Raw genomic sequence first — 18,805 nt, 5'->3', positions numbered from 1 at the left:
GCTGCCAGCATTGCCCCCATGCTCGAGGCACGCGCGTTGAACCTGACGTTGGACTTCTGTCTCCGGGTGGGTGAGCTGCTGCTCGCGTCGGGGGCCGGTGCCGCCGACGTCACCTCCACCATGCAGACACTGGCGTGGCACTTCGGGGTGCGCCACCCCGACATCGACGTGACCTTCACGGCGCTGTCGATGAGCTATCAGCCCGACCCCGAGGAGCCGCCGCTGCTCCAGGTGCGCCACGTCAAGCAGCGCGAGATCGACTACGAGGACCTCACGCTGGTCGACCACCTCGTCCGGGAGGTCATCGCCGACCGGGTCGACCTCGTGGAGGCCCGCGCCACCCTGGCGCGGATCGTCTCGTCGGGCCACAGCACCCCACGGTGGGCGACCAGCCTGGCCTGGGGCCTGATGTGCTCGGGCGTCGGCATCCTGCTCGGCGGTGGGTTCACGGTCGTCGCGATCGCCTTCTTCGCTGCGATCTGCATCGACCGGCTCCAGCTCCTGATGGCGCGCCGCCGGATGCCGTTCTTCTACCAGCAGGTCGCGGGCGGTGGCGTCGCCACGCTCCTCGCCGCTGCGGCCGCAGCGATCGGGATGGTCGAGGACCCGTCGCTGGTGATCACCGCCAACATCGTCATGATGCTCGCCGGCATCGGCTTCATGGGTGCGCTCCAGGACGCCCTGTCCGGCTTCTACGTCACGGCCGGCGCCCGCCTCACCGAGGCGCTGCTCGCGACGGCCGGCATCATCGCCGGCGTCAGCGGCGGCCTCACCGTGGCCGACGTCGCGGGCGTCGAGCTGCGCCGCGTCGGCCTGGGCGTCACCACGTGGGAGACGCTCACCCCGATCGCCCTCGGCGCGGCTCTCTGTGCGGGGTCCTTCGCCTTCGCCTCCTACGCACCGCGGCGCAGCATCCTGCCGATCGCCGCCGTCGCCGCCATCGCGATCCTGATCTCCCAGTCGATCGCCATCCAGGGCTTCGGCCGCGCCTGGCCCACCGCGCTCGCGGCGTTCTTCGTCGGCCTCGTCAGCTTCACCCTGGCCGGCCGCTTCCGGGTGCCACCGCTGGTCATCGTCGTCTCGGCCGTCGTGCCGATGCTGCCCGGGCTCTCGATCTACCGAGGCCTGGCACTCATGGCCGAGGGCGGCGCCGACACCTCGCAGGGACTGCTGTCGATGGTCACGGCCGCCTCGATCGCGACCGCGCTGTCGTCGGGCGTGATCCTGGGGGAGTACGTCGCCCAACCGCTCAAGCGCGAGGCCCGGCGTCTCGAGAGTCGGCTCGCCGGACCGCGCCTGGTCGGTCCGCTCAGGTCGGGTCGACCCCGTCGGACCGGTGCTGCCGGAGCCATCGCTCGGCGGACCCGTCGAACGGCGCCACCCGGTCCGTGACCGCCGCCTGGATCCGCTCGGCCGTGGCCACGGCCAGCGCCACGACGTCGTCGGGGTAGTCCAGCTCGACCCGGTGCTGGGCGAGCTCGTCCTCGTCGTCGATCCACACCCGACCGGTCAGCCCGCGGACGACGTCGAGGTCCAGGTCGACCGCGTGCACCTGCGCGACACCGTCGACCACGTGCCAGGTCGGCGGCGTCGTCATGTCGACGTAGGTGTGGATCGGCCCGTGCGGGGCGTGGAACGTCGCCACCCACCCGCGGAGCAGGTCGTCACCGGCGGCGGGGACCAGGACGACCTGGTCGACGGGGGCGACGTACGACGCCCCCGGGCGCGACATGGTGCTGCCCGCGGCGAAGCCGATCCAGTCACCGTGCTCGTCGGAGCCGAGGAAGGTGCCCTCGAAACGCCAGTGCGGGCGGTGACGCCACTTGGTCATCACCACCCGCACCTGGTCACCGGGCCGCAGTGCTGTCACCGGCCCCATGCTGCCTCGCTCAGACGACCTTGGCGGGCAGGACGCGCTTCGAGCCCATCGCGATGATGTCCTGGTAGCGCGAGCCGGTGAGCTTGGCGAAGTGGTGGATCGCGTGGGCGTCGAGGCCCACGAGCACGCGCGCCTTGTTGCCGAGGATGCCCTTGACGATGACCTCGGCGGCCTTCTCCGGCGTCATCTTGGCGAGCTTCTCGTCGAAGAGCTTGGCCGTGGCGGCCTTGTCCTCGCTCGCCGAGACGCGCGCGTTGCGGGCGATCGCGGTCTTGATGCCGCCGGGGTGGACGGCGGTGACGCCGACCTTGTGGCCCGCGATGAGCATCTCCTCGCGCAGCGCCTCGGTCATGCCGCGCACGGCGTACTTGGTGGCGTTGTAGGCGCTCTGGCCCGGCATCGAGACGAGGCCGAAGAGCGAGGAGATGTTGACGACGTGGCCGTCGCCCGAGGCGATGATGTGGGGGAGGAACTCCTTGGTGCCGTGCACGACGCCCCAGAAGTTGACGCCGACGATCCAGTCGAGGTCCTCGTAGGTCAGCTCGTCGAAGTTGCCGGCCAGCGCGACACCGGCGTTGTTGATGACGACGTTGACGCGACCGAACTGCGCGACCACGGCGTCGGCGTAGGCCGTGAAGGCGGCTCGGTCGGCGACGTCGAGCTTGTCGCTGCGCACCTCCTTGGCGCCGGCGCCCTTGGCCAGGTCGACGGTCACGGCGAGTCCGGCCTCGTCGACGTCGGAGAGGGCCAGCAGCGCGCCTCGCCCGGCGAGGTTGAGCGCCAGGGCCTGGCCGATGCCCGAGCCGGCTCCGGTGATGACGACGACCTTGTCCTCGAGGGTCTTCATGCGGTGATCTCCTGACGTGAGGTGTCGGCCGCGGTCGCGGCCTGGACGGTGTAGGCGGCGACGTCGAAGTCGGCGGTCTCGCCGCGGAACGAGAAGGTGGTGCGGGGCCACAGGGTGGTGTTGTTGCCGTGGGCGTCCATGTACCAGCTGGCGCAGCCACCGGTGCTCCAGACGGTGCGCTTCATCCGGCGCTGGATCTCGCCGGTCCACGCCCGCTCGGCCGCCGGGGTCACCTCGACCACGGCGTAGTCGTTGCGGCGCATCGTCGTGATGGCCTCGCGGATGTAGGTCACCTGGGACTCGATCATGAAGACCATGCTCGAGTGGCCCAGGCCGGTGTTGGGGCCGACGATGAAGAACAGGTTGGGGAAGTCCGGCACGGCCGTGCCCTTGTAGGCCGCCATCCCGGTCTCGGCCCACGTGTCGGCCAGCGTGCGGCCGCTGCGACCGGTGATGTGCTCGGTGATCGGCAGCTCGGTGGTGTGGAAGCCCGTCGCGACGATGAGCACGTCGATCTCGCGCTCGACGCCGTCAGCGGTGACGATCGCGTTGGCGGTCACCTGGGCGATCGGGTCGGTGACCACGTCGACGTTGTCGGAGGCCAGTGCCGGGTAGTAGGTGTTGGAGATCAGGATTCGCTTGCAGCCGATCTCGAAGGTCGGGGTGACCTTGGCCTTGAGCTCGGGGTCCTTGATCGCCTTGGAGATGTTGCCCAGCGCCAGCACCTTGGCGGGCGTGGCGATCTTGGGCTGGAGGGTGAACGCCGGGACGTAGGTCTCGCGGCCCCAGTAGATCGCCGTGCGGTAGACGCTCTGCAGGCCCGGCACGTGCTTGAGGGCGAGCCGCTCGAGCGTGGAGTAGCGGCGGTCGTTGCGCGGCAGGACGTAGGGCGCGGTGCGCTGGTAGACGTCGAGGTGGGCCACGACCTCCTGCACCTTCGGCACGATCTGGATCGAGGAGGCGCCGGTGCCGATGACGGCGACCCGCTTGCCGGTCAGGTCGGTGTCGTGGTCCCAGCGCGCGGAGTGGAAGAGCTCGCCCTGGAAGGTCTCGATGCCCTCGATGTCGGGGAGCTTGGGCTCCGAGAGCCCGCCGGCCGCGGAGATGACCACGCGGGCGTCGTACGTCGTGGTGCCCTGCGGGCCGGTCGTCTCGACGACCCAGCGCTGGGCCGTCTCGTCCCAGGTGGCGGAGTCGACGGTGGTGTCGAAGCGGAAGCGGTCGAGGGTGCCGGAGCCGGCGGCGACCTTCTGGATGTAGGCCTGGATCTCCGGCTGCGGGGAGAACGACATCGACCAGTCGGGGTTGGGTGCGAAGGAGTAGGAGTAGAGTTGGCTCGGGACGTCGCAGGCCGCGCCCGGGTAGGTGTTGTCGCGCCAGGTGCCGCCGACGTCGGAGCCCTTCTCGATCACGACGAAGTCGCGCTCGCCGGCCTCGTCGAGCTTGATCGCCGCGCACAGTCCGGCGAAGCCGGCGCCGACGACGAGCTGCTCGACCTGCACGCGGGTGCCTCGGGTCGCCCGGTCCGCGGTCGTGGGGGAGGTGGTCGATGTCATGTCACGACGGTATTGCCGTTATTGAATTGGTGTCAATAGACTGGGGTGCGTGACCGCAACCACACGCGTCCGGCTCTCGCCCGAGGAGCGGCGCTCCCAGCTGCTCGACCTCGGCGTGCGCCTCCTCGCCACCCGCTCCCTCGACGAGCTGTCCATCGACGTGCTCGCCGAGGAGGCCGGCATCTCGCGGGGGTTGCTCTACCACTACTTCGGCAACAAGCACGCCTTCCACGAGGCCGTCGTGCGCCGGGCCGCCGACGACCTGATCGCCCAGACCGCGCCGCCGGCGCAGGGGGAGCCGCTCGAGCGGCTGCTGACCTCGGTGACGGCCTACGTCGACTACGTGGTGACCAACTACGAGGGCTACCTCTCGCTGGTCAAGGGTGCCGCCGGTGGCAACGACACGCTGCGCGAGATCTACGACGAGGCCCGCTCGGCCCTCACCGACCGCGTCTTCCGGGAGGACGCGCAAGGCACGATCATCACCGACACCCCCACCGCCCGCCTCGTCGTGCGCGGCTGGGCCGCCATGACCGAGGAGCTGGTCATCACCTGGCGCGCCGACCCCTCCGGCGTCAGCCGCGAGGAGCTGCTCGAGATCATCGCGGCGTCGTTGCCGGCGCTGGTCGGCGTCATCCCTGGGTGAGGCGGCTGGTGGTGCGGTGGGCCCCTCAGCCCGCGCTGAGGTCGTAGAGCGTCACCCCGTCGACGGTGACCGCGTCGAAGGTCGCCTCGACCCAGGCGCTGATCTCCGACGTGGTGCCGGTGTCGCCGCCGGCCCCGGTCGGGCCGCCCATGCCGCCCATGCCGCCGAGCCCGCCCCCGCCGCTGACGAACCAGTGGACCTCGCCGTCGGCGACCCACTGCTGGAACTGCGCGAGCGTCGGGCTCGGGTCGCTGCCGTTGAAGCCGCCGATCGGCATGACCGACCGCTCTGTGGCCAGCTGGTAGCCGGCCGCCGAGTTGGCGCCGACGGTCGCGGCGACCCAGGTGTAGGAGTCCGCGTCCTCGAGCAGCAGTGCGGTCACGTCGTCGGTCGCGGTGCTGCCCTCGAGCAGTCCGCCGACCCCGGTGCCGCCGCCCGGCATCGCGCCGGGGCCGCCGCCCGTGCTCGGACCGGCCGACGGGATCGAGCCGGTGTGCGGCGTCGCCGCCGTCGAGAGCGCGTACGCCGTGGGGCCGGCCAGCGAGGCCGCCAGCGCGGTGGCAGCCACGAGGGCGCCGACACGGCGGGGCAGGTGTCGCACGCCGACGACCATCACCGCGGCGGCGAGACCGAGCGTCGCGACGACGTACTTCAGCCACGGGACGTAGTCACCGGAGCGGTCGAGGAGGAAGAACGCGAAGGCGACGGTGAAGGCCATGGTGACACCGAGCACGGCCGAGGCGACGAGCGAGTCGCGGCGCTGCCACAGCGCCCAGGTGCCGACGCCGACCAGCGCGGCGACCGCCGGGGCGAGCGCGACGGTGTAGTAGGCGTGGTAGATCCCGGCCATGAGGCTGAAGGTCAGCCCCGTGACCAGCAGCCAGGCGAGGAAGAGCGTGACCACGGGCCGGGCTCGGCGCGCGAGGAAGAGGGCGGCGACCCCGAGGACGAGAGTGGCGGGGACCAGCCAGGCGACCTGGCCGCCGTTGTCGGCGCCGAAGAGCCGCAGGATGCCGGTGCCGCCCCAGCCGTTGCCGCCGCCGACCGAGCCCTCCTCCTCACCGGTCAATCGACCGAGCCCGTTGTAGCCGAGGGTGAGCTCGAGGATCGAGTTGCCCTGGGAGCCGCCGATGTAGGGGCGGCTGGCGGCGGGCCACAGCTCGACGATCGCGACATACCAAGCGGCGCTGGCCACCATCGCCACGAAGGCGACGAGCAGGTGCCCCAGCCGCTTCCACAGCGGCACGGCCGCGAAGAGCGCGTAGACCAGCACCAGCGCCGGCAGCACGAGGAAGGCCTGGAGCATCTTGGTGAGGAAGGCCAAGCCGACGAGCGCGCCTCCGAGCGCCAGCCACCGCACCGGGTGCACACCCTCGACGGCCCGCAGGGTCGCCACGGCCGCGCCGAGCATGAGCAGCACGAGCAGCGCGTCGGGGTTGTTGAAGCGAAACATCAGGACCGCGACCGGCGTCAGCGCGAGGACGGCCCCGGCGAGGAGGCCGGCCCACGCCGATCCCGTCGTGCGACGGACCGCCGCGTGCAGGAGCGCGACGGACGCGACGCCGCAGAGTGCCTGCGGCACCAGGATGCTCCACGAGGAGAGCCCGAAGACCTTGACCGACAGCGCCATCGGCCACAGGGCCAGCGGCGGCTTGTCGACGGTGATCGAGCCGGCGGCGTCGGAGGCGCCGAAGAAGAGCGCCTTCCACGACTCCGAGCCGGCCTGGGCGGCGGCGGAGTAGAAGGAGTTGGCGTAGCCGGACTCCCCGAGCCCCCACAGGTAGAGCACCCCCGTCCCGACGAGCAGCGCGGCCAGCGCCGCCTGCTCCGGCGTCACGCGGGAGGAGGGTGGACGGTGGGGTTCGGCCTGCTCGGCCTGCTCGGCCCGGGCACCGGTCTGCGGCGTGGCGGTCATCGTCATGCCGCGACTCTCGGTGCCCGGGCTGAGCGGGCGGTCAGGTCGGCCTGTCAGCCACCTGTGCGGTGGTGCCGGCTCAGGAGCCGACGACCTCGGCGAGCTGGTCGAGGCCCCACTCGAGGTCCTCGGCCGAGATCACCAGCGGGGGCGCGAGGCGGATCGTCGAGCCGTGGGTGTCCTTGGCCAGGACGCCGCGGGCCATGAGCGCCTCGCAGACCTGGCGACCGGTGCCGACCGCCGGGTCGATGTCGATGCCGGCCCACAGCCCGCGCACGCGGACCGCGAGCACGCCGTGGCCGACCATCGCCTCGAGGCGGGTGCGCAGCAGCTCGCCGAGCTCGTCGGCACGACGCTGGAAGTCGCCGGTCGCGAGCATGTCGACGACCTCGTGGCCCACCGCGCAGGCCAGCGGGTTGCCGCCGAAGGTCGAGCCGTGCTGCCCGGGCTTGAGCACGCCGAGCACGTCACGGTTCGCGACGATCGCCGAGACGGGCACGATGCCGCCACCGAGCGCCTTGCCGAGGACGTAGATGTCGGGCACGACGTCCTCGTGGTCGCAGGCGAAGGTGCGCCCGGTGCGACCGAGGCCGGCCTGGATCTCGTCGGCTGCGAAGAGCACGTTCTCGCGGGTGCAGGCCTCGCGCACGCCGCGCAGGTAGCCCTCGGGCGGGATCACCACGCCGCCCTCGCCCTGGATCGGCTCGATCAGCACGGCCACGGTGCTCTCGTCGATCGCGGCCTCGAGCGCCTCGAGGTCGCCGTAGGGGACGGTCACGAAGCCGGGGGAGAACGGGCCGAAGCCGTCGCGGGCGTCGGGGTCGTCGGAGAAGCCGACGATCGTGGTGGTGCGGCCGTGGAAGTTGCCGGAGGCGACGATGATCGTGGCCTGGTCGGCGGGCACGCCCTTGACCTCGTAGCCCCACTTGCGGGCGACCTTGATGGCGGTCTCGACGGCCTCGGCGCCGGTGTTCATCGGCAGCACGAGGTCCTTGCCGCACAGGTCGCCCAGCGCGGCGCAGAAGTCGGCGAACTGGTCGTGCACGAAGGCGCGGCTGGTCAGGGTGAGCTTGTCGAGCTGCGCGTGGGCAGCGGCGACCAGGGCGGGGTGGCTGTGGCCGAAGTTGAGCGCGGAGTAGCCGGCGAGCAGGTCCAGGAAGCGGCGTCCGTCGACGTCGGTCATCCAGGCACCCTCGGCGTGGGCCACCACCACCGGGAGGGGGTGGTAGTTGTGCGCGGTGCGCTCTTCGGCGCGGGCGAACTCGCGGACACCGTGCTGCTGCTCGGTGAGGGACGCGGTCATGGTCACTCCTCTCGTTGGTCGCTCCCCACTGTAGGGGGACGGTTCAGATTGTCAGACAATCTGACGGATGGCCAGTCGGCGACGACGGGCCCGAGGGCCCCGCTACGGTCCTCGGGTGCAGCAGCAGAGCAGGGTGGCGCGCGTCGCCACGGCGTACGTCGTGATCGCGGCCGCCGTCGTCGGCCTCGGGTGGCTCCTCACCCACCCGCTTGCGGGGTCGGTGGGCGCCTGGGACGACGACGTGTCGCGCTGGTTCGCCGACCGGCGCACCCCCGGCCTCGACCGGGTCGCCGACGTCGTGACCTTCGTGGCCGACACCTGGGTGGGCGTGCTGGTCGCGCTCGTCGTCGCGGTCGTCGCCTACGTCGTCGACCGCTCCTGGCGCGGGCCGGTGCTGGTGGTGGCCGCGGTCGTCGGTCACCTCGGGATCTACCTGCTCGGCACCCACCTGGATCCGCGCGACCGGCCGCCGGTCGAGATCCTCGACCCCGGCCTGGTGCCCGACCACAGCTTCCCGTCGGGCCACGTCGGCACGGCGGTCATCGCCTACGGCTGCGTCGCGGTCGTGCTGGCGATGCGGCTGCGAGCGGCGCCCGTGCGGCGCGCGGTGGTGGGCCTGCTGGTGCTCGTCCCGTTCCTCGTGGCGCTGTCCCGGCTCTACCAGGGCGCGCACCACGTGACCGACGTCGTCACCAGCCTGGTCTACGCCTCGGCCTGGCTGGTGGTCCTGGCTCGGGCGACGGGCTGGCTCACGCCCCGAGACGCACGTCGATCCGGGTCCGTCCCGGCGCCGAACTGAGGGACACGTGACCGCCGTGGGCGGTCACGATCGCCTGCACCAGGGCCAGCCCCAGGCCGACCCCGCCCTCGCGGTGCCGTGCCGCGTCGCCGCGGGCGAAGCGCTCGAAGGCGTGCTCCACCAGGTCGGGCGGGAAGCCGGGACCGTCGTCGGTGACGACGAAGCCGTGCGCGTCGATGCTGACGGCGACCTCGGTGCCTGCGGGGGTGTACTTGCGGGCGTTGGTCAGCAGGTTGGTCACCACCTGGTGCAACGCGTGCTCGTCACCGACCACCTCGACCGACTCGTCGGGCAGCGACAGCGACCACCGGTGCTCGGGCGCGAGCACGCGGGCGTCCTCGACGGCCTCCAGCACGAGGCGGGTCAGGTCGACCGGCTCGTGGGCCAGCGGCCGCCCCGAGTCGAGGCGGGCCAGCAGCAGCAGGTCCTCGACCAGCCGGGTCATCCGGCCCGACTCCTCCTCGACCTTGGACAGCGCGGTCGCGGCCGCCTCGGCGTCGCCGGGCCGGCGTCGCGCCAGCTCGGCGTAGCCCATGATCGTGGTGAGCGGGGTGCGCAGCTCGTGGCTGGCGTCGGCGACGAACTGGCGCACCTGCTGCTCGCTGCGGTGCCGCGCGGTCAGCGAGGTCTCGACGTGCGCGAGCAGCTGGTTGAGGGCCGAGCCGACCTGGCCGACCTCGGTGTCCTCGTCGGTGAGGTGGGCGGGGACCCGCTCGGTGAGGCCGATCTCGCCGGAGGAGAGCGGCAGCTCGGCGACCGTGTGCGCGGTGGCCGCGACCTCGCGCAGCGGCCGCAGCTGGCGTCGTACGACGACCTGGGCGAGGAGGCCGGCGACCAGCACGCCGAGCAGCGCGAGGACGAGCTCGACGCGCACCAGCGACTCGACGGCCTCGTGCACGTCGTCGGTCGGTAGGCCCGTCACCAGGACGCCGAGGTCGGACTCGACCGCGATGACGCGGTAGGTGCCGTGACGCGGTAGGTCGACGGTGTGGACCTCCCCGTCGGTCGGGACGTCCTCGAGCCGGTCGAAGGCCTCCTCGGACAGGTCGTCACCGCGCGAGCGACGGTCGGCCAGGATCTCGCCGGTCTCCGCGTCCGGGAAGGCGATCAGCGTGCCGGGCTCCTGGTTGACGAGGTCGCGGTCGCCGTCGAAGTCCGGGTCGGGGGCGCCGGGTGGCGGGACGCCGGGCCCGTTGACGACCCGGGCCGCAGCTGCCTGAACCTTGTCGTCGAGCTGACCGGTGAGGTAGCCGCGCATGGCGAGGGCCGTGGCGCCGCCGACCAGCACGGACACCACGGCCACCAGCGTCACCGCGGTCAGGACCAGGCGCGCGGTCAGCGACGCGAAGCGACGCCTCATCGTGGGGCGCTCACGCGACCGGCTTGAGCACGTAGCCGGCGCCGCGCATCGTGTGGATCATCGGGTCGCGGCCCGTGTCGACCTTCTTGCGGAGGTAGGAGATGTAGAGCTCGACGACGTTGGCCTGGCCGCCGAAGTCGTAGTTCCACACGCGGTCGAGGATCTGGGCCTTGCTCAGCACCCGCTTGGGGTTGCGCATCAGGAAGCGCAGCAGCTCGAACTCGGTGGCGGTCAGCATGATCTCGGTGCCGGCCCGACGGACCTCGTGGCTGTCCTCGTCGAGCTCCAGGTCGCCGACGGTCAGCACCGAGGAGGTCTGCGCCTGCTGGGCTCCGGCGCGACGCATCAGCGCGCGCAACCGGGCCACGACCTCCTCGAGCGAGAAGGGCTTGGTCACGTAGTCGTCGCCCCCGGCGGTCAGCCCCGCCACCCGGTCCTCAACGGCGTCGCGGGCGGTGAGGAACAGGACCGGGACGTCGGGGTCGCTGGAGCGCATGCGGCGCAGCACCTCGAGGCCGTCGAAGTCGGGCAGCATCATGTCGAGCACGACCGCGTCGGGGCGGAAGTCCTTGGCGGCGTTGACCGCCTTGATGCCGGTGTGCGCGGCCTCGACCTGCCACCCCTCGTAGCGCAGCGCCATCGAGATGAGCTCGGCGATGTTGACCTCGTCGTCGACGACGAGGACGCGCAGGGGTGAGCCGTCGGCTCGTAGGAGGTCGGAGGGTGCCATGGGCACCATCCTGCCGCCGGTCCCTGTGGGTTTCCTGTGACGGCGGTGTGGTTTCTGCTCGTGGTGCAGACCTAGGAACCGCACGATCCGACCACAGCCCGCGCACAGGATCGCTGCGCACAGTGGGGTCCATGACCGACAAGACCCCTCAGCCCCAGCCCGACGACACCGCACCCCTCGCGGCCGGCCAATCCGTCGGCCAGCCCGTCGACCAGCCCTCGCCGGCTGCAGTCGCACCGCCCGAGATGCCACCGGCGCCCGACGCCTCTGCCGTCCCTCCGGCCACGAGTGCCCCCGCTACGGCCACCGGTGCCGGGTGGCGGCACCGCGTGCTCGGCCTCAGGGGCGTGGCGGCCGTGGCCGTCGCGAGCCTGGTGCTGGGTGGTCTCGGCGGCGCCGCGCTCGGTGCCGTGAGCAACGGCTCCGACGGTGACGGCGGTCGCGGGGGATTCGGCCCCGGAGGCGGTCCGCCGGCCGGCTTCCAGCAGGGGCAGCTGCCAGGGCAGGACGGGTTCGGCCCCGGTGGCCGCTCGGACGACGACGACCTGCCCGACGGCGACGACCTGCCCGGTGACGACCGCGACACCACCTGAGATGGTGGAAGGGGAGAAGGGGGACGAGGACTCGGGGACGAGCCGCTAGCCTTCGGTCCGCTGTCTCGGACCCACGCCCGCTCGGGCCTGCCTCGAAGGACCTCCCCCATGACCGAGAACGCCTACCCCTCCGCCCCTGCCCCGGCCTACGGCGGCGGCCCCGGCCCGACCGGCAAGATCCGTGGCACCGGCGTCTGCATCCTGCTGGCCATCGTGACGTTCGGGATCTACGCCGTCGTGTGGACCTACTCGGTCCACGAGGAGATGAAGCGCCACACCGGCCGCGGCCTCGGCGGCGTCGTCGCCGCCCTGCTCCAGCTCTTCGTCGGCATCGTGATGCCCTACATCACCGCGGCCGAGGCGGGGAGCATGTACGAGGCCCGGGGCCAGAAGAAGCCCGTCAGCGGCGCGACCGGCCTGTGGTACTTCCCCGGCATCTTCATCCTGGTCGGACCCATCGTGTGGTTCGTCAAGACCAACGGTGCGATCAACGACTACTGGCGCGCGCAGGGCGTCCAGGGCTGACACCCGGGCCGGTCAGGGTCGTGTGCCGCAGAGCGCGCTCGGCCGCTGCGAGCGGCACACGACTCGGGCCCCCGGGCCCTCAGCCCAGCATGTCCCGCACGGCCAACGAGGCGAACACCATGGCCGAGCCGAGCGGCGCGCCGGGGCCGGGGTAGACCGGGCCGAAGACGGAGGCGGAGGAGTTGCTGGACGCGTAGAGCCCGGCGATCGCCGAGCCGTCGGGACGCAGCACGCGCCCAGCGGTGTCGGTGACGAGCCCGCCCTTGGTGCCGAGGTCGGAGAGCACGAAGCGGGCGGCGTAGAAGGGCGGCTGGTCGACGCCGGTGAGCGCGGCGTTGGGCCCGGTGCCGCCGGCGAAGAACGTGTCGTACTCGTCCTCGCCCCGACCGAAGTCCTCGTCCTTGCCGTTGGCGCAGAAGCCGTTGAAGCGCTCGGCCGTCGCGATCAACGCGTCCGCCGGCACCCCGATCTCCTCCGCCAACGATGCGAGCGTCTCCGAGCGGACCCACGTGCCTGCGGCGAGGTGGTCGGCGGGATCGCCCTCGGGCATGGCGATCGCGGGCAGTCGTCCACCCTCGCGCGAGTCGAAGACGAACCACGACGGCACCGCGCCGGCGTGCGCGGCCATCACACGGCCGAAGCGGTCGTAGGGCAGGCACTCGTTGCCGAAGCGGTGCCCCGCGGCGTCGACGAAGAAGCCGCTGCGGAAGCCGAGGGTGAAGGACCCGCTGCCGTCGGGGTGCTCCAGGCCGGGGCAGAACCAGCCGACCGCGCTGAAGTCGGCGGCCGCGCCGAGTGCGATCGCCGCCTCGATCGGCTCACCGGTGTTGGTCCCGCGCGGCGCCATCGTCCACGCGACCTCGCCGGGCACGCCGTGCTCGGCGCGCATGGCCGCGTTGCCCTCGAAGCCGCCCGCCGCCACCAGCACCCCGCGCGACGCCCGCAGCGTCACCGGCCCCTCGGGCGTCATCGCCGCGACCCCCACCACGCGCGAGCCCTCGACCACATAGCCCGTCACCGGGAGCCCGGTGCGGATCTCACCGCCCTCACGGACGTACGCCGTGGCGAGGCGGGCGATGAGCGCCTGGCCTCCGGTCAGCGTGCGTCGGCCGCCCTCCCCGGCCCGGTCGAGCTCGACCGGCGGACGCACCAGCGAGGCGACGTCCGGGGGCAGGTCGTCGCGGCGCACCTTGGTCGGCTGGATGGAGCGTCCCATCGGCACGCGGCCGGGTGCGTCGTAGTACTCCGCGAACGGCAGCCACTCGAAGTCGATGCCCTCGTCGGACTCCAGCTCGGCCACCAGCTCGGGGGAGTGGGCGAGGAACGCCTCGACCTTGTCCTGGTCGGGCGACTCGAGGATCGCCGCGAGGTAGTCCCGCGCGCCCGACGTCGAGTCCGGCAGGCCCGCGCGCTGCTGCACCTGGCTCCCCGGCAGCCAGCACGCGCCGCCGGAGTAGGCCGACGTGCCGCCGATCAGCGCGGTCTTCTCGACGACGACCGTGCGCAGCCCGGCCTTCGCGGCGAGGAACGCGCCGGTCATGGCGCCGCCGCCGGAGCCGACCACGATCACGTCGTACTGGTCGCTGGGTCGTCCCTCGGAGCTGGTCACCGCGCGATCGTCGCAACGAGAACGTGTTCTAGACAAGGGGCAGGGCAGAATGGGTCCAGCCATGACCGACCAGCTCCAGATCACGTATCCCCCGGAGCTGCCCGTCAGCATGCGCCGCGAGGACATCGCCGCGGCGATCCGCGACCACCAGGTCGTGATCGTGGCCGGGGAGACCGGGTCGGGCAAGACCACGCAGCTGCCCAAGATCTGCCTCGAGCTGGGCCGCGGCATGGCCGGTCGTGAGGGCAAGCTGATCGGCCACACCCAGCCCCGCCGCATCGCGGCCCGCAGCGTGGCCGAGCGGATCGCCTCCGAGCTCGGCACCGAGCTCGGCGACCTGGTGGGCTACCAGGTGCGCTTCACCGACAAGACCTCGCGCGCGAGCCGGGTCAAGCTGATGACCGACGGCATCCTGCTGGCCGAGCTGCAGCGCGACCGCCAGCTCACGAAGTACGACACGATCATCATCGACGAGGCCCACGAGCGCAGCCTCAACATCGACTTCCTCCTGGGCTACCTGCGCCGCCTGCTCCCGCAGCGTCCCGACCTCAAGCTGATCATCACCTCGGCGACCATCGACCCCGAGCGCTTCGCCGAGCACTTCGCCGCGCCCGACGGCACGCCCGCGCCGATCATCGAGGTGTCGGGCCGCACCTATCCCGTCGAGGTCCGCTACCGCCCGCTGATGGAGGTGCCGGAGGAGGATGAGGAGGGGGAGGTCGTCACGCGCGACCAGACCGAGGCGATCGTCGAGGCCGTCAAGGAGCTCAGCGCCGAGGGTCCCGGCGACATCCTGGTCTTCCTGCCCGGCGAGCGGGAGATCCGCGACACCGCCGAGGTGCTCCAGGGCCTCAACCTCAGGAACCCGCTCGAGGTCGTGCCGCTCTACTCGCGGCTCTCGGCTGCCGAGCAGCACCGCGTCTTCGCGCCCCACACCGGCCGTCGCGTCGTGCTCGCCACCAACGTCGCGGAGACGTCGCTGACCGTGCCCGGCATCAGGTACGTCGTCGACTCGGGCGTCGCGCGCATCTCGCGCTACTCGGCGCGCACCAAGGTGCAGCGGCTGCCGATCGAGGCGATCAGCCAGGCCTCGGCCAACCAGCGCTCCGGTCGCTGCGGCCGCGTCGAGGCGGGCATCGCGATCCGGCTCTACTCCGAGGAGGACTTCGAGGGTCGCCCGGAGTTCACCGACCCGGAGATCCTGCGCACCAACCTGGCCTCCGTCATCCTCCAGATGGCCTCGCTCGGCCTCGGCGAGGTCGGTCGCTTCCCGTTCGTCGAGCCGCCCGACCGGCGCAACGTCACCGCCGGCGTGCAGCTGCTGGAGGAGCTCGGCGCGCTCGGCACGACGGGCGCGGCCGAGACCCGCGGCGGCGTACGCCTCACCAAGCTCGGGCGCCGCCTCGCCCGCCTGCCCATCGACCCCCGCCTGGGCCGGATGATCCTCGAGGCCGAGCGCCTCGGCTGCGTGCGCGAGGTCATCGTGATCTCCGCAGCCCTCTCGCTGCAGGACCCGCGCGAGCGGCCTGCCGAGATGCGCGCGCAGGCCGACCAGCAGCACGCCCGCTTCAAGGCCGAGGGCTCCGACTTCCTCACCTGGCTCAACCTGTGGCGCTACGTCAAGGAGCAGCAGGGCGAGATGGGCAGCAGCGCCTTCCGCCGCATGTGCAAGAAGGAGTTCCTCAACTACCTCCGCGTCCGGGAGTGGCAGGACTTCGAGTCGCAGCTGCGCCAGGTCTGCCGCGAGATGAAGATCGACGTCGGGGTCCCGACAAGCTCGACCAACGAAGGGGGAGCACCCTACGACGCCGACGGCATCCACCAGGCGCTGCTGTCGGGGCTGCTGAGCCAGATCGGCCTGCTCGAGGAGGTCGCCCCCAGCGGAGGAGGGCGGCCCGCCAAGGGACGGCGACCGATGCGGGAGTACCTCGGCGCGCGCGGAGCCAAGTTCGCGATCTTCCCCGGCAGCGGTCTTGCTCGCCAGCCACCCGCGTTCGTGATGGCCGGCGAGCTCGTGGAGACCTCGCGGCTGTGGGCCCGGCAGAACGCGGCGATCAAGCCCGAGTGGGCCGAGCGACTCGGCGGCGACCTGGTCAAGCGCACCTACTCGGAGCCGCACTGGTCGAAGAAGCGGGCAGCCGTCATGGCCCACGAGCGGGCCACGCTCTACGGCGTCCCGCTGGTCGCCGACCGGCTCATCAGCTTCGGCAAGGTCGACCGTGAGCTGAGCCGCGAGCTCTTCATCCGCCACGCGCTCGTCTACGGCGAGTGGTCGACGCGCCAGAAGTTCTTCGCGCGCAACCGGGCGCTGCTCGAGGAGGCCGAGGAGCTCGAGCACCGCGCCCGGCGCCGCGACATCGTCGTCGACGAGCACACCCTCTTCGACTTCTACGACGCCCGCGTCGGCGCCGAGGTCGTCAGCGGCGCGCACTTCGACCGGTGGTGGAAGGACGCCCGCCAGGTCGACCCCGAGCTGCTCACCTTCGACCCCTCGATGCTGCGCCACGACACGGCCGGGGAGATCCGCGAGGACGACTATCCCTCGACCTGGTCCGCGGGCGACGGGTCGGCCGGCGAGGGGCTGACCTTCCCGATCAGCTACCACTTCGAGCCCGGCTCGGCCGACGACGGCCTGACCATCGACGTGCCGGTCGCGACCCTCAACCGGGTGGTCGCCGACGACTTCTCGTGGAACGTGCCGGGCCTGCGCGAGGAGCTCGTCACCGAGCTGATCCGCAGCCTGCCCAAGAACCTCCGGGTCAGCTTCGTCCCCGCGCCCAACACCGCACGCGCCTTCCTCGCCGCCGTACCAGCGGGGGAGGAGCCGCTGCTCGACGCGCTCGAGCGCCACCTGCGCTCCACGACCGGGGTGGTCGTGCCGCGCGAGGCCTGGGGCTGGGACAAGGTCGCCGAGCACCTGCGCCCGACCTACCGCGTCGTCGGCGACGACGGCAGCGAGCAGGCCCGCGGCAAGGACCTCGAGGCGCTCAAGGCGCCGCTGCGCCCGCAGTTCGCCAAGGCGATGGCCGAGGTGGCCTCCGACAGCGGCCTGTCCCGCACCGGCGAGACGACCTGGGTCTTCCACGCCATCGAGGAGTCCTTCCGCCAGGTGCGCGCCGGCCACGACGTGCAGGGCTACCCCGGGCTCGTCGACGAGGGCGACAGCGTCGGGCTCAAGGTCTTCGGCTCCGAGGACGAGCGCGACGCACGGCACCGCCTCGGCGTCACGCGCCTGCTCGCGCTCAACCTGCCCCGCGCCGACAAGCCGGTCCTCGACGGCCTCAGCAACCTCGAGAAGCTCGGCCTCGCCGGCTCGCCCTACCCCCACGTCTCCGAGCTCCTCGAGGACTGCCGCCACGCCGTCCTCCAGGCCTGCGTCGACGCCCGACCACCCACGCGCGACCAGGCGTCGTACGACGTGCTGCTGGGCGAGGCGGGCCGCGCCCAGGCCGCAGAGCTCCCGGGGGTCGTGACCGAGGTGATCCGGGTGCTCGACACCTGGCGGGCGACCGAGAAGCGGCTCAGCGGGCGCGCCGACATGGCGATGCTGCCGGCGCTGGCCGACATGAAGGGGCAGGTCGAGCGGCTGGTCACGCGCGGGTTCGTCGGTGACGCGGGGGTGACCCAGCTGCGCCAGCTGCACCGCTACCTCACCGCCGTGCAGGCGCGTCGTGACCGGCTCGACGGCGGCGGCGGGGCGATCAACAAGGACCGCCAGCTGATGGACCGCGTGGCCGAGCTCCAGGAGGCCTACCTGCACCGCGTGGCCGCGCTGCCCGAGGACCGGCCACCGGGCGAGGCGCTGCGCCAGGTGCGGTGGATGCTCGAGGAGTATCGCGTCTCGCTCTGGGCCCAGCAGCTCGGCACGGCCTACCCGGTCAGCGACCAACGCATCCGCCGTAGCCTGAACGCGTGACCGACCAGCCCCGTCCCGACCATCGGCCCCACCACCGGCCGATGCAGCGCAGCAGCGGCTTCTTCGACGAGTTCGTCGGGGGCGCCGACCCGGCGCTGGTGACCGAGGCCGGCGACCGCGCCGCGGCCCTGCTGGTGCGCGGGGCGCGCGAGAGCGACGACGACGCGGTCGCCGAGCGGCTGACGCACCTGGCCGACACCGAGGGCATCGAGTCGATCGCGGAGGTCTGGTCGCACTCGCCGGCCGACTCCCTGGCCGGCTGCCTGTGGCGCCTCTTCCTCCTGCGCTCCTGGGTCTACGCCGACGCCCTCGGCGTCGCCCGCGAGTTCGAGGCCGGCCGGGCGCGGGCCCAGGTCGCGCGTGTCGTGGCCGGTGTCGCCGACCCGCCGGGGCCCGACGAGCTGCGCGCCATGGTCGACCAGGTCCTGCGCGGCATCGCCGACGGTGACTTCGCCGACGTGCTCTTCCGGGCTGCTGCCTTCGCCCGGGTCGTGGCCACCGGCCGCGCGATCCTGGGCGGCGAGACGGACGTCACGCGGATGCTCGCCCTGGCCGAGCAGCTCGAGGCCGCCGGTCACATCGAGCTCGCCCGCGGGCTGGCGTGACCCCCTAGACTCATCCCTGAGTGCGCCGGGCTGCGGTAGCCCCGGGTCCCACAATAAGCCGCTACGAGCGGCCATGCGCCGAGAGGTGCTCCCGGTCCGGCGCGCTCACCATCTCCTGCAGGGCTCCTGCCGAGTCGGCGCGATGTCGCGGCCTAGTCTCTGGCCATGAGGTCTCCCCGCCAGCTGCTGAGCCGCCTGCGCCGCCGCCCCGCGAGGCTGCCCGACGAGATCGGCTACGCGCCGAGGCGCGACGGCAAGGCCGACCCGGGCGAGGTCGTGTGGGCGTGGGTGCCCTACGAGGACGACCCGCGCCAGGGCAAGGACCGCCCGGTGCTGATCATCGGGCGGCGACGGGCCGGCGGCCACGAGCGGTGGCTGGGCCTGATGCTGACCAGCAAGGACCACGACCGCGACGCCGCCGACGAGACCCGCCACGGGCGGCACTGGATGGACGTGGGCGCGGGCGGCTGGGATCGGCAGGGCCGCCCGAGCGAGGTCCGTCTCGATCGGCTGATCGTCCTC

The 18,805-nt window shown here is 72.4% G+C and carries 16 protein-coding genes; 8 read left to right on the top strand and 8 right to left on the bottom strand.

Going from position 1 to position 18,805, the window contains the following annotated elements; translation table 11 throughout:
* Positions 1-18: 18 nt before the first annotated feature.
* Positions 19-1,392 carry a threonine/serine exporter family protein gene (locus AAG827_RS16505; RefSeq protein ID WP_341927267.1) on the top strand — a complete coding sequence of 458 codons (1,374 nt, stop codon included), beginning with the start codon at positions 19-21 and terminating at the stop codon, positions 1,390-1,392.
* On the opposite strand, the gene AAG827_RS16500 is transcribed toward AAG827_RS16505, so the two are convergent.
* The 3 genes from AAG827_RS16500 to AAG827_RS16490 are packed head-to-tail and all read right to left on the bottom strand — an operon-like array spanning position 1,310 to position 4,282.
* The gene (locus tag AAG827_RS16500; RefSeq protein ID WP_341927266.1) at positions 1,310-1,870 is read right to left on the bottom strand and encodes a DUF402 domain-containing protein; all 561 of its coding nucleotides are present in this window, start codon (positions 1,868-1,870) and stop codon (positions 1,310-1,312) included. The two genes, AAG827_RS16505 and AAG827_RS16500, sit on opposite strands and share 83 nt — an antisense overlap.
* Before the next feature lie 19 nt (positions 1,871-1,889).
* Positions 1,890-2,726, bottom strand: coding sequence for an SDR family NAD(P)-dependent oxidoreductase (locus AAG827_RS16495; protein ID WP_341927265.1), 837 nt, complete (start codon positions 2,724-2,726; stop codon positions 1,890-1,892).
* On the bottom strand, positions 2,723-4,282 hold the full coding sequence (locus tag AAG827_RS16490) for an NAD(P)/FAD-dependent oxidoreductase (protein ID WP_341927264.1): 1,560 nt from the start codon (positions 4,280-4,282) through the stop codon (positions 2,723-2,725). The genes AAG827_RS16495 and AAG827_RS16490 overlap by 4 nt, the downstream gene beginning before the upstream one ends.
* A gap of 49 nt (positions 4,283-4,331) precedes the next feature.
* Between AAG827_RS16490 and AAG827_RS16485 the strand changes: the two genes are divergently transcribed.
* Complete coding sequence (locus AAG827_RS16485) at positions 4,332-4,928, top strand: TetR/AcrR family transcriptional regulator (protein ID WP_341927263.1); 597 nt, start codon at positions 4,332-4,334, stop codon at positions 4,926-4,928.
* A 25-nt stretch (positions 4,929-4,953) separates the two neighbouring features.
* Here AAG827_RS16485 and AAG827_RS16480 read toward each other — a convergent pair whose 3' ends face one another.
* A complete protein-coding gene (locus AAG827_RS16480) occupies positions 4,954-6,849 on the bottom strand; it encodes a glycosyltransferase family 39 protein (protein WP_341927261.1) in 1,896 nt (631 codons plus the stop codon).
* Between the two features lie 73 nt (positions 6,850-6,922).
* Positions 6,923-8,146: an ornithine--oxo-acid transaminase gene (gene rocD / locus AAG827_RS16475; protein ID WP_341927260.1), complete on the bottom strand. Its 1,224-nt coding sequence runs from the start codon at positions 8,144-8,146 to the stop codon at positions 6,923-6,925.
* A 115-nt stretch (positions 8,147-8,261) separates the two neighbouring features.
* On the opposite strand from rocD, the gene AAG827_RS16470 reads away from it, so the two are divergent.
* The gene (locus AAG827_RS16470) at positions 8,262-8,945 is read left to right on the top strand and encodes a phosphatase PAP2 family protein (RefSeq protein ID WP_341927259.1); all 684 of its coding nucleotides are present in this window, start codon (positions 8,262-8,264) and stop codon (positions 8,943-8,945) included.
* Here AAG827_RS16470 and AAG827_RS16465 read toward each other — a convergent pair.
* Entirely contained in the window at positions 8,896-10,305 is a 1,410-nt protein-coding gene (locus AAG827_RS16465; RefSeq protein WP_341927258.1) for an ATP-binding protein, read from the bottom strand. The genes AAG827_RS16470 and AAG827_RS16465 overlap by 50 nt on opposite strands.
* Positions 10,306-10,315: 10 nt before the next feature.
* Positions 10,316-11,044 carry a response regulator transcription factor gene (locus tag AAG827_RS16460; RefSeq protein ID WP_341927257.1) on the bottom strand — a complete coding sequence of 243 codons (729 nt, stop codon included), beginning with the start codon at positions 11,042-11,044 and terminating at the stop codon, positions 10,316-10,318.
* A 122-nt stretch (positions 11,045-11,166) separates the two neighbouring features.
* On the opposite strand from AAG827_RS16460, the gene AAG827_RS16455 reads away from it, so the two are divergent.
* Both AAG827_RS16455 and AAG827_RS16450 read left to right on the top strand, forming a co-directional pair.
* A complete protein-coding gene (locus tag AAG827_RS16455) occupies positions 11,167-11,628 on the top strand; it encodes a hypothetical protein (protein ID WP_341927256.1) in 462 nt (153 codons plus the stop codon).
* Positions 11,629-11,736: 108 nt separating this feature from the next.
* Positions 11,737-12,153: a DUF4234 domain-containing protein gene (locus AAG827_RS16450; protein ID WP_341927255.1), complete on the top strand. Its 417-nt coding sequence runs from the start codon at positions 11,737-11,739 to the stop codon at positions 12,151-12,153.
* Between the two features lie 79 nt (positions 12,154-12,232).
* Here the strand turns inward: AAG827_RS16450 and AAG827_RS16445 are convergent, their stop codons facing one another.
* On the bottom strand, positions 12,233-13,762 hold the full coding sequence (locus AAG827_RS16445) for an FAD-dependent oxidoreductase (RefSeq protein WP_341927254.1): 1,530 nt from the start codon (positions 13,760-13,762) through the stop codon (positions 12,233-12,235).
* Here AAG827_RS16445 and hrpA point away from each other — a divergent pair.
* From hrpA to AAG827_RS16430, 3 genes are all read left to right on the top strand, one after another.
* Positions 13,692-17,678, top strand: coding sequence for an ATP-dependent RNA helicase HrpA (gene hrpA, locus AAG827_RS16440; RefSeq protein ID WP_341927253.1), 3,987 nt, complete (start codon positions 13,692-13,694; stop codon positions 17,676-17,678). The genes AAG827_RS16445 and hrpA overlap by 71 nt on opposite strands.
* Complete coding sequence (locus AAG827_RS16435; protein WP_341927252.1) at positions 17,675-18,283, top strand: hypothetical protein; 609 nt, start codon at positions 17,675-17,677, stop codon at positions 18,281-18,283. Before hrpA ends, AAG827_RS16435 begins: the two co-directional genes overlap by 4 nt.
* Before the next feature lie 165 nt (positions 18,284-18,448).
* On the top strand, positions 18,449-18,805 hold a 357-nt coding region (locus AAG827_RS16430; RefSeq protein ID WP_341927251.1), incomplete at its 3' end, for a type II toxin-antitoxin system PemK/MazF family toxin.

This window comes from Nocardioides psychrotolerans, assembly GCF_943371775.1.
GTDB lineage: Bacteria > Actinomycetota > Actinomycetes > Propionibacteriales > Nocardioidaceae > Nocardioides > Nocardioides psychrotolerans_A.
Note: the sequence above shows the minus strand (reverse complement) of the source record. Positions and strands in the feature narration are given on the sequence as shown.

What these genes read in the sequence shown, in the direction of transcription:
- AAG827_RS16505 (WP_341927267.1), top strand. Translation starts at nt 19, where the DNA reads ATGCTCGAGGCACGCGCGTTGAACCTGACGTTGGACTTCTGTCTCCGG.
- AAG827_RS16480 (WP_341927261.1), bottom strand. Translation starts at nt 6,849, where the DNA reads ATGACGATGACCGCCACGCCGCAGACCGGTGCCCGGGCCGAGCAGGCC.
- hrpA (WP_341927253.1), top strand. Translation starts at nt 13,692, where the DNA reads ATGGCGCCGCCGCCGGAGCCGACCACGATCACGTCGTACTGGTCGCTG.
- AAG827_RS16495 (WP_341927265.1), bottom strand. Translation starts at nt 2,726, where the DNA reads ATGAAGACCCTCGAGGACAAGGTCGTCGTCATCACCGGAGCCGGCTCG.
- AAG827_RS16490 (WP_341927264.1), bottom strand. Translation starts at nt 4,282, where the DNA reads ATGACATCGACCACCTCCCCCACGACCGCGGACCGGGCGACCCGAGGC.
- rocD (WP_341927260.1), bottom strand. Translation starts at nt 8,146, where the DNA reads ATGACCGCGTCCCTCACCGAGCAGCAGCACGGTGTCCGCGAGTTCGCC.
- AAG827_RS16455 (WP_341927256.1), top strand. Translation starts at nt 11,167, where the DNA reads ATGACCGACAAGACCCCTCAGCCCCAGCCCGACGACACCGCACCCCTC.
- AAG827_RS16460 (WP_341927257.1), bottom strand. Translation starts at nt 11,044, where the DNA reads ATGGTGCCCATGGCACCCTCCGACCTCCTACGAGCCGACGGCTCACCC.
- AAG827_RS16450 (WP_341927255.1), top strand. Translation starts at nt 11,737, where the DNA reads ATGACCGAGAACGCCTACCCCTCCGCCCCTGCCCCGGCCTACGGCGGC.
- AAG827_RS16465 (WP_341927258.1), bottom strand. Translation starts at nt 10,305, where the DNA reads ATGAGGCGTCGCTTCGCGTCGCTGACCGCGCGCCTGGTCCTGACCGCG.